Annotated in this window: 8 protein-coding genes and 2 tRNA genes; 9 read left to right on the plus strand and 1 reads right to left on the minus strand. The window is 63.0% G+C overall.

From position 1 onward, the window contains the following. Positions 1-262 precede the first annotated feature (262 nt). From lon to LPW29_RS01715, 5 genes are all read left to right on the plus strand, one after another. The gene (gene lon / locus LPW29_RS01695; protein ID WP_238626551.1) at positions 263-2701 is read left to right on the plus strand and encodes an endopeptidase La; all 2439 of its coding nucleotides are present in this window, start codon (positions 263-265) and stop codon (positions 2699-2701) included. A 337-nt stretch (positions 2702-3038) separates the two neighbouring features. After that, a complete protein-coding gene (locus LPW29_RS01700) occupies positions 3039-3311 on the plus strand; it encodes an HU family DNA-binding protein (protein ID WP_238626552.1) in 273 nt (90 codons plus the stop codon). Between the two features lie 12 nt (positions 3312-3323). Next, positions 3324-3399: transfer RNA gene (locus LPW29_RS01705), tRNA-Val, on the plus strand. 26 nt (positions 3400-3425) lie between these two features. Continuing rightward, positions 3426-3502, plus strand: a tRNA-Asp gene (locus tag LPW29_RS01710). Positions 3503-3642: 140 nt separating this feature from the next. Next, positions 3643-5544, plus strand: coding sequence for a SurA N-terminal domain-containing protein (locus tag LPW29_RS01715; RefSeq protein WP_238626553.1), 1902 nt, complete (start codon positions 3643-3645; stop codon positions 5542-5544). A 253-nt stretch (positions 5545-5797) separates the two neighbouring features. On the opposite strand, the gene fabI is transcribed toward LPW29_RS01715, so the two are convergent. Continuing rightward, positions 5798-6586 (minus strand): enoyl-ACP reductase FabI, encoded by a 789-nt coding sequence (gene fabI, locus LPW29_RS01720; protein ID WP_090249353.1) that lies wholly within the window; start codon positions 6584-6586, stop codon positions 5798-5800. Between the two features lie 150 nt (positions 6587-6736). On the opposite strand from fabI, the gene LPW29_RS01725 reads away from it, so the two are divergent. Genes LPW29_RS01725 through LPW29_RS01740 form a run of 4 tightly spaced genes read left to right on the plus strand, consistent with a single transcriptional unit; the run spans position 6737 to position 12842 of the window. Further along, positions 6737-8611 carry a peptide-binding protein gene (locus LPW29_RS01725; protein ID WP_238626554.1) on the plus strand — a complete coding sequence of 625 codons (1875 nt, stop codon included), beginning with the start codon at positions 6737-6739 and terminating at the stop codon, positions 8609-8611. Between the two features lie 4 nt (positions 8612-8615). Then, positions 8616-9998: an ABC transporter permease gene (locus LPW29_RS01730; protein ID WP_090249362.1), complete on the plus strand. Its 1383-nt coding sequence runs from the start codon at positions 8616-8618 to the stop codon at positions 9996-9998. Beyond that, on the plus strand, positions 9991-11184 hold the full coding sequence (locus tag LPW29_RS01735; protein ID WP_238626555.1) for an ABC transporter permease: 1194 nt from the start codon (positions 9991-9993) through the stop codon (positions 11182-11184). The genes LPW29_RS01730 and LPW29_RS01735 overlap by 8 nt, the downstream gene beginning before the upstream one ends. A 5-nt stretch (positions 11185-11189) precedes the next feature. Further along, the gene (locus LPW29_RS01740; protein ID WP_238626617.1) at positions 11190-12842 is read left to right on the plus strand and encodes an ABC transporter ATP-binding protein; all 1653 of its coding nucleotides are present in this window, start codon (positions 11190-11192) and stop codon (positions 12840-12842) included. Positions 12843-12951 lie beyond the last annotated feature (109 nt).

A 12951-nucleotide genomic window follows, 5' to 3' on the forward strand; every position in this document is an offset into this window, starting at 1 on the left:
AACAATAGGGGACAGATTGAAATCTGTCCCCTATTGTTGGTTATCTGTCCCCCCTTACTGGGTAGCCGTACCCTTTCCCTCAAAAAATCACCCCTCTTTTCTCTCGTTTTGACCCTCCCAGGCCGAAATTTCCGGCTTTTTTACCCTTGATCCTTGAATTCGTCGTTCACATACCCATCAAATAAGGTATTGGCGCGTGCCACCCCCCGCGCGCCGTGGATCGGCGGGGGCCCATACCGAATCCAGATGAGAGCCAAGCACCATGGATAACGAACAGAAGACCCAGGCAGCCACCAACGAGCCCATTCAGACGGTGCCCGTCCTGCCGCTGCGCGATGTGGTGGTCTATCCCCATATGGTGATCCCGCTCTTCGTGGGCCGCGAAAAGTCCATCCGTGCGCTGGACACCGCCATGGAGAACAACAAGCAGATCCTGCTGGTGGCCCAGAAGAGTGCCGAGGTGGACGAGCCGTCGGCGAAGGAGATTCATCGCGTGGGCACCCTGTCCACCATCCTGCAACTGCTCAAGCTGCCTGATGGCACCATCAAGGTGCTGGTGGAGGGCTCCGAGCGGGCACGGGTGATGGAACTCACCGATGGCGAGGAGCATTTCTCGGCACAGATCTCGATGATCCCCCAGGAGACCAGCGTTGACGAGCGGGAGATGGAGGTGCTGACCCGTTCGGTGCTCAACCTCTTTGACCAGTATGTGAAGCTCAACAAGAAGATTCCGCCGGAGATCCTCACCTCTCTGGCAGGCATTGAGGACGCCGCACGTCTGGCTGACACCATTGCCGCGCACATGTCGCTGAAGATCGAGGAGAAGCAGAAGATCCTTGAGGTGGATGATGTGCGCGCCCGCCTGGAGCATCTGATGTCCCTGATTGAAGGGGAAATCGACATCCTGCAGATCGAGAAGCGCATCCGTGGACGCGTGAAGCAGCAGATGGAGAAGAGCCAGCGGGAGTACTACCTCAACGAGCAGATGAAGGCGATCCAGAAGGAACTGGGCGACCTGGAGGATGCCCCCAACGAGTTCGAGGAACTGCAGCGCCGAGTGGAGAAGGCCGGCATGCCCAAGGAGGCCAAGCAGAAGGCCCAGAACGAGCTCAACAAGCTCAAGATGATGTCACCCATGTCGGCCGAAGCGACAGTGGTGCGCAACTACGTGGAATGGCTGACCAGCGTACCGTGGAAGAAGCGTTCCAAGGTACGCAACGATATCGAGGAGGCCCAGCGGGTTCTGGACGAGGACCACTACGGCCTTGAGAAGGTCAAGGAACGCATCCTCGAATATCTGGCCGTGCAGCAGCGGGTGCGCAAGCTCAAGGGCCCGATCCTGTGTCTGGTGGGGCCGCCGGGGGTGGGTAAGACCTCCCTGGGGCGTTCCATTGCCCGAGCCACCAACCGCAAGTTCACCCGGATGTCCCTGGGAGGGGTGCGCGACGAGGCCGAGATCCGTGGTCACCGCCGCACCTACATTGGTGCCCTGCCGGGCAAGATTGTCCAGAATCTGGCCAAGGCGGGCACCCGCAACCCGCTCTTCCTGCTGGACGAGATCGACAAGATGGCCATGGATTTCCGTGGTGATCCGGCCTCGGCCCTGTTGGAGGTGCTGGATCCCGAACAGAACAGTACCTTCGCAGATCACTACCTGGAGGTGGATTTCGATCTGTCGGATACCATGTTCGTGGCCACGGCCAACAGCATGAACATCCCCGGGCCGTTGCTGGATCGCATGGAGGTGATTCGCCTGCCGGGTTATACCGAAGACGAGAAGACCAATATTGCCCAGAACTACCTGGTGCCCAAGCAGGTGAAGAATAACGGTCTCAAGGAGGATGAACTGGTCATCAGCGAGGCGGCCATACGCGACATTGTGCGTTACTACACCCGCGAGTCGGGTGTGCGTAACCTGGAGCGTGAGATCTCCAAGGTCTGCCGGAAGGTGGTGAAAACCCATCTGATCAAGGCCTCGGATCGCAAGACCCTGGTCTCGCCCAAGAACCTGGACAAGTACCTGGGGGTGCGGCGCTTCCGTTATGGCGTGGCCGAGGAGTACGATCAGGTGGGGCAGGTCACTGGCCTGGCCTGGACCGAGGTGGGTGGCGAGTTGCTGACCATCGAGGCGGCCGTGGTGCCCGGCAAGGGCAAGTGCATCCACACTGGCAAGCTTGGGGACGTGATGCAGGAGTCCATCCAGGCGGCCATGACCGTGGTGCGCAGTCGCTGCCAGACGCTGGGTATCGCTGAGGACTTCCACGAGAAAAAGGACATCCACATCCATGTGCCCGAAGGAGCCACGCCCAAGGATGGTCCCAGCGCCGGGATTGGTATGTGTACGGCCATTGTCTCGTCGCTCACGGGGATTCCCGTGCGCTCTGATGTGGCCATGACCGGCGAGATCACCTTGCGAGGCGAGGTGCTGCCCATCGGTGGCCTCAAGGAGAAGTTGCTGGCGGCCCATCGGGGCGGTATCGAAACGGTCCTGATCCCACATGAGAACGAGAAGGATCTGGCGGATATTCCCAAGAATATCAAGAGCCGTCTGGATATTCGTTCCGTGCGCTGGATTGATGAGGTCTTGGGTATTGCCCTCAAGGAGCGTCCGGCTGGAGTGGAACTCGAGGCGCCGGAAAAACCGGAGGTGGCACCCAAGCCCGAGGGCAAGGGATCCACGCGTCGCGTGCCGCATCACTGACGTCGTCTCCCGACGTTTTGTCGGGAGTTACCTGCCGCTGATCCTCGGGGAGGGTCCGAAAGGACTCCCCCCGGCGGTGTGCGCAGGTTCTTGAAATGGCTGTAAACGGCGCTGCGCGGGGCTTTGCGGCGCCTGCGCGTTGTTGACAGCTTTGAAATCCGCTTGGTATAAAGTCGGCGTTCTTGTCCAAGCGCCCATAACAATAAATTCCTGGAACCTCTGACGACCCGAGTCCGTGCCGCCCGTTTTATCAGGCGCTCAGGGTGGCTTTTTCCTTTGACTCGGCGCGACGCCACGCGCTCCGTCCACGCTCTTGCCTAACCTAAGGTACAACTGAATGAATAAATCCGAACTCATTGACGCCGTCGCCAGCTCCGCCGACCTCCCCAAGGCAGCGGCTGCCCGTGCGGTGGATTCCATTGTTGATGTGATTTCTGATACACTTCGCCAAGGTGATCAGGTGACGATCGTTGGTTTTGGTACGTTCCTGGTTCGTCAGCGCGATGCCCGTAGTGGCCGCAATCCGCGCACCGGCGACGCCATCCAGATTCCGGCCTCGAAAGTTCCTAGTTTTAAGGCTGGTAAAGCACTGAAAGATGCTGTAAACTAGCGTGCTTTCAATGGGTGCTTAGCTCAGCTGGTAGAGCGTCGCCCTTACAAGGCGAATGTCGGGGGTTCGATCCCCTCAGCACCCACCAAGGTGCACTGTTGAAAGTTACAATTTGGAGCGGTAGTTCAGTTGGTTAGAATACCGGCCTGTCACGCCGGGGGTCGCGGGTTCGAGTCCCGTCCGCTCCGCCATCTTCAAGCAAAAAGGGTGCCTCAGGCACCCTTTTTGCTTTCTGCTCCCGCCCTGTTGTTCTTCTCGCACCCCCCGCGAAACCCGATGCGCTTTTGGGTATCATGGGCCTCACTTTCCGCTGTCCGATAGCTGATACCCCATGCTTCTGAAAATTCGCGACAAGGCGTCCGGCTGGTTCGCCTATGCCATCATCATCATGATTGCCATCCCCTTTGCGCTGTGGGGGGTCCAGGAATATTTTGGCGGCGGCGCCCGCCTGGTGGCCGCCGAGGTCAATGGCGTCGAAATCACCACCCGGGACCTGCAAAGGGAGGTGCAGCGTCAGCGTGACCAGATGGCACAATTCTTCGGTGGACGCCTGCCCGATGGCGTTCTGGACGAAGATGCCCTGCGCGAGCACGCCCTGCAATCCGTGATCCGGCGGGAACTGGTGAGACAGATGGTGGATGAGCGTGGCATCAGCATCAGCCAGCAGGCGGTGGCCCGGGAGTTGGCGGGCATTGAGGTCTTCCATGAGAACGGTGCGTTTGATCCCGAGCGCTACCAGCGTCTGCTGGATGCCCAGCGGATCAGTCGCGCTGCTTTCGAGGCGGATGTGGCCCAGGGGCTGCGTGTGGAGCAGTTCGAGGCAGGGGTGCGCAACTCCGCCCTGGTGACCGATGCCGAGGTACGGGAATACCTGCGTCTGAGCAACCAGGAGCGCACCCTGAGCTACTTTGTCGTCCCGGCCGAGGAATATGCCCGGGATGTAGAGATCGATGACGCGCAGGTGCAAGCCTATTATGCCCAGCATGAAGAGCGCTTCCGCACGCCCGAGCGGGTGCGGTTGCGCTACGTTGAGCTGGACCTGGATCGGTTGGAGTCGGACTTGAACGTCTCCGAGTCGGAACTGCGGCGCCAGTATCGGCAGCAGCTGGACCGGTATACCTCGCCGGAGGAGCGTCGCGCGGCGCATATTCTGGTGCGCGTGCCCGGAGATGCGGACGAGGCCCAGGTGGAGGCGTTGCGCGCCAAGGCCCGGGAATTGCGCGCGCGCATCGAGGCCGGAGAGGACTTCGAGACGGTGGCCCGGGAGGCCTCCGAGGATGATTTCACCGCCGAGGAAGGGGGCGATCTGGGTTATCTGCAACGCGGCGACCTGGGGTCGGCCCTGGACGGCGTGCTGTTCACCATGGACGAGGGGGAGATCAGTCAACCAGTACAAACCCGTGAGGGATTTCATATCCTGCGCCTGACCGACATTCAGCCTGCGGAATCGGAGCCCTTCGAGGTGGTGCGTGACGAGGTGGAGCAGGAGCTTCGCGCTCGCCAGGTCGAGTCCAGGCAGATTGAGCTGATCGAACAAATGATCACTCAAGCCTATGAAAACCCCCGCAGCCTGGCAGCCGTGGCCGATGCCACAGGCCTGGAGATCCGTGAAACGGACTGGTTGACCCGGGAGGAAGGCGAGGGCATCGGCCAGTATGAACTGGTGCGCCAGGCGGCCTTCAGTGCGCCGGTGTTGCAGGAAGAGCGCAACAGTGATCTGTTGGAGTTGCCCGATGGCCGTTCCCTGGTGATTCGTGTCGGTGAGCATGCGCCATCCACACCTCGCCCGCTGGAAGAGGTGGAGGACCGGATTCGTGAACTGATTCGTGCCGAGGCGTCCTCGCGATTGGCTCGGGAAGCCGGTGAGACGCTGCTGCAAGCGCTGCGCGAGGGCGAGGCGTTGTCACGGGTGACACAAGGTCTGCCGGGGGAATTGGAAGAGAATCAGACGGTGACCCGTGAAGGTACCCAGGTGCCCGGCGAGATCCTGGATATGGCCTTCAGCCTGTCGGCTCCTCAGGAAGGTGAGCAGACAGTGGGTGGGGTGAGTCTGGATGGCGGGGACTATGCACTGGTGACCTTGCAGGCAGTCACGAATGTGGAACCGGACCAGCGGGAGCTGGAGAGTGCCCGCAGCCACCTGCGCGGTCTTTATGGGGCGCTGGATTTCGAGGCGGTACTGGAGTCGCTGGAGGCTCAGGCCGATATCACCATCCATCAGGACAATCTCTGACACCGCGCCCCTCATCCCCAGCCCTTCTCCCCCAAGGGGGAGAAGGGAGTTAGGTAGCACTCAGCCCGCTACCTGAGCCTTATCCCCAGCCCTTCTCCCCCAAGGGGGAGAAGGGAGTTAAGTAGCACTCAGCCCGTTATCTTAGCCTCATCCCCGGCACTTCTTCCCAAGGGGGGACGTGCCTTGAGCCCCTCTCCCCTTTGGGGAGAGGGGATGGGGTGAGGGGAGAAGGGGGAGGGGAGAAGTACCTTCCTCAGACCTCCGCCGGCCCCAGTCCCAGGGTGCTGTAGCCGGAATCCACGTAAGTGATCTCCCCCGTGATGCCCGATGCCAGGTCCGAGCACAGGAACGCGGCGGCATTCCCCACCTGCTCGATGGTCACGTTGCGCCGCAGCGGGGCATTGTTCTCCACGTGATCCAGGATCTTGCGGAAGTCACCGATACCGGCGGCGGCCAGGGTGCGGATGGGGCCGGCGGAGATGCCGTTCACACGCACGCCTTCAGGGCCCAGGGTGTAGGCCAGGAAGCGCACGTTGGCCTCCAGACTGGCCTTGGCCAAGCCCATGAGGTTGTAGTTGGGCATGGAGCGCACGGCGCCCAGATAGGACAGGGTCAGGATGGCCGCGTCGCGACCCTTCATCATCGGACGGGCCGCCTTGGCCAGGGCCGCCAGGCTGTAGCTGCTGATGTCATGGGCGGTGTTGAAGGCCTCCCGGGACATGCCGTCCAGGAAGTCGCCCTCCAGGGCCTCCTTGGGGGCAAAGGCGACTGCATGCACCAGACCCTCCAGGCCGTCCCAGTGCTGACCCAGCTGCTCGAAGGTGGCCTCAATCTGCTCGTCACTGGAGACATCACAGGGCAGCACGATGTCGGAACCGCATTCTCCGGCGAGCTTGACCACCCGATCCTTGAGACGATCGTTCTGGTAGGTGAAGGCCAGCTCCGCGCCCTCCCGCGCCATGGCCTTGGCAATGCCGTACGCGATGGAGCGGTTGCTGGCCACGCCTGTGATAAGCACCCGCTTGCCGGTCATGAAACCCATGCTGTGATCTCCTGTCTGTTTCGTTTCAGTGGTATCAGGTTGATTCGGCGGACATGATACTACTAACGGTGCGGGACGCGCGCCCCACCCCTTGTCACACCCTCCCCGAACCCGGAGACTTGGCCTTCAAGCCGTCATGGATCCGTCCCCATGGAAAAACGCTACACCTCGAAAGACTTCGTGATGCTGGGCCTGCTGCTGGGCCTGGGGCTGTTGCTGATCCTGCTCATGTATCAGGTGGACCGCCAGTGGTCCCGCATGGCCGAGATGCAGCGCACCCTGCAGGAGCAGGGCGACGATCTGCGCCGTATCCGTGGGGCGGTGCAGGTGCTGGATTCGCGACTGCGGGCAGGGGTGGTGGCGCCGGGTGCGGGGCAGGAGACGGTGGACGCCGATGAGTTACCCGAGGCCTTTGCCCGGGCCTTTGAAGCCACCCGCCAGCCAGACTTTGCCAGCGGTGACTGGCTGGTGCGCGCCTTTCCCACGGGTCTGTCCACCCTGACGCCACTGGTGTCCAGCGACGCCTATGCCAGCGAGGTACAAAGCTACGTGCTGGAGTCGCTGCTGGTGCGCGACCCGGACACCCTGGAATGGCAGGGCCTGCTGGCCCGGGACTGGGACTTCAGCGACGATGGACTCACCATCACCTTCCAATTGCGCCGGGGATTGGAGTTCTCCGACGGCGAGCCCCTCACCGCCGATGACGTGGTCTTCACCTACCAGTTCATCATGAATGATGACATCGCCGCTCCCCGGGCCCGGGCGTATCTGGAAAAACTGGAGAAGGTGGAGGCCCTGGGGGAGCATGAGGTGGCGTTCACCTTTTCCGAGCCCTATTTCAACAGCCTGTCCCTGGCCGGCGGTCTGCAGGTGATGCCGCGGCATTTCTATGAGCCCTATCTGGATGAACCGCGCCGATTCAATGAGTCCCGCGGTCTGTTGCTGGGGTCGGGCCCTTACCGCCTGGCGGACCCCGAGGGCTGGACGCCGGATGCCGGCATGGTGGAATTGCGGCGTAACCCCCGCTACTGGGGGCCGGTGGACCCGCCCTTCAACCGCCTGCTGTGGCGGGTGATCGAAAACGACAGCGCCCGTTTGACCACCTTCCGCAATCAGGATATTGACCTGTACACGGCCAGGCCCCGGGAATATCAGCAATTGCTCGAGGATGAGTCGCTGCGGGACCGCACCGAGCATTTTGAGTACATGAGTCCCACCGGGGGCTACAGCTATATCGGCTGGAACCAGCGGCGTGATGACGAGCCCACCCGCTTTGCGGACAAGCGCGTACGCCAGGCCATGACCCATCTCACCGATCTGGAGCGGGTGATCGAGGAGATCATGCTGGGTTACGCTGAGGTGGCCATCAGCCCCTTCAACCCGCGCAGTCCCCAGCATGACAGCGGGATCGAGCCCTATGGGTTCAGTGTCGACAAGGCCCGAAGCCTGCTTGAGGAGGCCGGGTTTGCGGATCGCAGTGGCGATGGCATCCTGCAGGGGCCTGACGGTGAGCGCTTCGAGTTCGACATGGTGTTCTTCCAGGACAACGAGGACACCCGCCGCATGGTGCTGTTCCTGCGGGATCTGTATGCCCGTGCCGGCATCCTCATGCAACCTCGGCCCACCGAGTGGTCGGTGATGCTGGATCTGCTCAACCGCAAGGACTTCGATGCCATCACCTTGGGTTGGACCAGCGGCGTGGAGATCGACGTTTACCAGATGTTCCACTCCAGCCAGACGGTCTCGGGCGGGGACAACTTCATCAGTTACGAAAATCCGGAGCTGGATGCCCTGATCGAAAAGGCCCGGGGCACGGTGGACGAAGAGGAGCGCATGGCCATCTGGCATGAGGTGGAGCGGGTGCTGCACGAGGACCAGCCCTATACCTTCCTGATGCGTCGCCAGACCCTGGCCTTCGTGGATGATCGGCTGGCCAATCTCAAGCGCACCCGTCTGGGGCTGAACCTGGGCACCGTACCGCTGGAGATCTACGTGCCCAGCGAACAGCAACGTCACGCGCGCTGATTCCGTGCTCACCTATATCCTGCGGCGCCTGTTGTTGATGATTCCCACCCTCATGGGGATCACCATCGTGGTGTTCGTGGTCATGGCCGCCGCCCCCGGGGGCATCAGTGCCCAGTCCCTGGTGGATGGCATGAACCTGGAGCCTCAGGCCAAGCAGGCCATGGAGGACTATTACAATCGCATGTACGGGCTGGATCAGCCGCCGCCAGTGCAGTATCTGCGCTGGGTGAACAACATCTCTCCGGCCGGGTTCACCTTCGACCGGGACGGGGCCATCGAGGGCTTCTCCTTCTGGAAGGGGTCGGAACTGGGCACCAGCTTCCGCTACGGGCGACCGGTCGGGGATCTGATCGCGGAACGTCTGCCCATCACACTGCTTCTGAACGTGCTGTCGATTCCCATCATCTACATCATTGCCATCGCCGTGGGGGTGCAGGCCGCCACCCGGCGCGGGGGCAGTTTCGACACCGGCTCCGGCGTGCTGCTGCTGGGCCTGTGGTCGGTGCCCACCATGCTGGCCGGCGTGCTGCTGATCGGTTTCTTCGCCTCGGAGCAGTTCTGGCGCTGGTTCCCCACCGGTGGCGTCAACCGTCGCGAGGCCCTGGACATGACCTTCCTGCCCCACTGGGGCACGGCCACCGATCTGCTCATGCTGTTCCTGCTGGTGGGCCTGGGGGCCGCGCTGATGGTCTGGCTGGCCCTGAAGGCCGCGCAACGCTGGCGGGTGCTGGTGGGCAGCGCCACGGGTGCAATCCTGGGTTTCATGATGGCGGCCCAGGTATCGGATCAGGCCTTCGGTCTGCTGCATCTGCTGCTCATGGCCGGCGTGGGCGGCAGCCTGGCCCTGGCGGCGGGGAACGGTTTCGTGGCCCTGCGTGTCGGGCTGCTGGGCCTGGTGGGCATGGCCATGGGCATCGGTCTGGCAGCGGAACTGGCGCAGGGGGCGTTCGTGCGCGGTTTCCTGCTGGATCGGCTCTGGCATCTGGTGCTGCCGGTGCTGTGCCTGGCCTATGGGGGATTTGCGTTCCTGGCCAAGCTGACCCGCTCGGCGGTGCTGGAGAACCTGCTCTCGGACTATGCACGCACCGCTCGGGCCAAGGGGGTGAGTGAACGTGACGTGCTCTGGCGACATGTGTTCCGCAATTCCCTGCTGCCCCTGATCACTGTCTCGGCCACCCTGTTGCCCAGCCTGCTGGCGGGCTCGGTGATTGTCGAGACCATCTTCTCCATCGATGGCATGGGCAAGCTGGCCGTGGAGGCGGTACAGACCCGGGATCGGGAGCTGGTGCTGTCGGTCACCCTGATCAGTGGCATGCTCACCCTGGCCGGTTACCTGATTGCCGATCTGTGTTACGCCATTGCCGATCCCCGGGTGAGTTATGACTGAATCGAGCCAGGAAGCGCTTGCCCCGCCGCGCCATCGCCGAAGCTATGCTGCCCAGGTGGCACGGGAGGTGCTGCTGCGCTGGGGGGCCCGCATCGGCCTGACCTGGATCCTGCTGCTGGTGATGGTGGCGGTGTTCGCCCCTTTCCTGGCCACCAGCCATCCGTTGCTGGCCATGGGGGAGGGCGGTCTGATGGCACCGGTGCTGGCGCATCTCACCGCCGCAGACGTGACCCTGCTGGTCGTGTTTTTCACAGCGGTGCTGGTGTCGTTCCTGCCTCGCCCCTTCTGGCACAAGTTGCTGGCGGTGCTGGCCATGCTGGTGATCAGCGGCAGCATCAGCGCCTTCACGGTATCGCCGCCGGAACTGGTGATCTACGAGCAGCATCGCGAGGCCGAGGCGGCGGGTCAGTATGACTGGGTGATGTGGGCGCCAGTGCCGTATTCCCCCAAGGACTATCTGCGTGACTTTGGCGACACGGGCCTGGAAGCCCCCTTGAGTGAGGAGATTCGCCGCCACTGGCTGGGCACCGAGGAGAATGGCGCCGATGTACTCTCGCGCATGATCCATGCCTCGCGCATCGCCCTGGGTATCGGTTTCATCGCCACCGGCATTGCCCTGGGCATCGGCATCATCGTGGGTGGGTTGATGGGCTATTTCTCGGGCATCGTGGACATCATCGGCATGCGCATCGTGGAGATCTTCGAGGCCATTCCCACCCTGTTCCTGCTGCTGACCTTCGTGGCCTTCTTCGGACGTAGCCTTTACATGATGATGATCATCATCGGCATCACCTCCTGGTCCGGGTACGCCCGTTATGTGCGTGCCGAATTTCTCAAGCTGCGCGAGCAGGACTATGTGCAGGCGGCCGTGGCCTGCGGCTTGCCACTGCGTTCGGTGCTGTTCAGGCACATGTTGCCCAATGGGGTCGCGCCGATCCTGGTGGCCGCCAGTTTCGGCGTGGCCTCGGCCATCCTGGCGGAGGCCACCTTGAGCTTTCTGGGACTGGGGCTGGTGGATGATCCCTCCTGGGGGCAGATGCTCAACCAGGCGGTGCAGTCCTCCTCCTTCAACTGGTGGATGGCCGCCTTCCCTGGCGGGGCCATCTTCCTGACGGTATTCGCCTACAACCTGGTGGGCGAGTCCCTGCGCGACGCCCTGGACCCCTACCTGAAGAAGAAGGCCTGACCGTGCTGCTGGAAGTGAAGGATCTGCACACCCATCTGGAGGCCGGCGGCGAGACCGTGCGCGCCGTGGACGGGGTGAGTTTTGGCATTCAGCCGGGCGAGACCTTCTGCCTGGTGGGGGAGTCGGGTAGCGGCAAGTCAGTGACTGCCCTATCGGTGATCCAGCTCCTGCCCCGGGATATCAGCCGGCACCCGGGGGGCCAGATCCTGTTCCGGGCCCGGGATGTCCAGGGCCGCAGCGAGGTGGTGGACATGCTGCAACTGGACGAGGCCCGGCGCCGACAGATCCGCGGCATGCGCATGAGCATGATCTTTCAAGAGCCCATGACCTCCCTGAATCCAGTGTTTTCGGTGGGCGACCAGATCGTCGAGGTGCTCAAGCTGCACCAGTCGCACCTCAGTGATGCCGAGGCCCGGGAGCGGGCCGTGGAGGCGCTGGCCCAGGTACAGATCCCCAACCCCGCCGAGCGGGCGAATGAGTTCCCCCACCGCCTCTCGGGTGGACAGCGCCAGCGGGTGATGATCGCCATGGCCATGGCCTGTGAGCCGGACCTGTTGATCGCCGATGAGCCTACCACTGCCCTGGATGTGACCGTTCAGGCGGAGATCCTGCGGCTGATGCGGGAACTGCAGGAGCGTAACGGCATGTCCATCCTGTTCATCACCCACGATTTCGGCGTGGTGGCGCAGATGGGGCATCGGCTGGGGGTGATGCGTCTGGGCAAGCTGGTGGAGGAGGGCACGGTGCGCCAGGTGCTGGACCATCCGGAGCATCCTTATACTCGTCAGCTCATCGACGCCCTGCCGGAAAACCTCACCCGCCGCCGGGAAGCCGCGGGGGAGGGGGGGCGTCCCGCGCCCGTCGGCGAACCCCTGGTCCGCCTGGATGATCTACAGATCCATTTCCCGGTGCGCAAGGGGCTGATGCGTCGGGTGGTGGACCACGTACGGGCCGTGGATGGCGTGAGCCTTGCGATCCCTCGCGGGCAGGTGCTGGCCCTGGTGGGGGAGTCCGGTTGCGGCAAGACCACCCTGGGGCGGGCCATCCTCCGCCTGGTGGAGCCCACCGGTGGACAGATTCACTTTGCCGGGGATGATATCACCCGCTTGCCCCGGGCCCGCCTGCAGCCTTATCGGCGGCGTATGCAGATCATCTTTCAGGACCCCATGTCGTCCCTGAACCCACGCCTCACCGTGGCGGCCATGCTGACCGAACCCATGGCGGTCCACGGGATCGGCATCGACAAGGAGGATCGCCTGGTGCGGGCGGCCCAGGTGCTGGAGCAGGTGCAACTGCCCGCCGACGCCCTGTGGCGCTATCCCCATGAATTCTCCGGTGGGCAGCGCCAGCGCATCGGCATCGCCCGGGCCTTGGTGCTGGATCCGGCGTTCATCGTCTGCGACGAGGTGACCAGTGCCCTGGATGTCTCGGTGCAGGCGCAGATCCTGGAGATCCTCATGGCGCTCACCCGGGAGCGGGGGCTCACCCTGTTGTTCATCACCCACAACATCGGCGTGGTGGAATATCTGGCCGATACCATGGCGGTGATGTATCAGGGGCGGGTGGTGGAATATGGGCCGGCGCGGCAGATCTGTCATCAGCCGCAGCACGAATATACCCGCAAGCTGCTGGCCGCGGTGCCCCGGCTCAGTCCATGACCAGAACCATGCGCACCCCGGCCACCTCCAGCAGGTCGCCGTCATTCAGGGGATGGCTGTCCCCCTGAGCCAGCGCTTGCGCGTTGACCTGGGGGGATCCATCTCCGAA

The sequence above is a fragment of the Ectothiorhodospira sp. 9100 genome (genome assembly GCF_022227565.1).
Classification (GTDB): domain Bacteria; phylum Pseudomonadota; class Gammaproteobacteria; order Ectothiorhodospirales; family Ectothiorhodospiraceae; genus Ectothiorhodospira; species Ectothiorhodospira marina.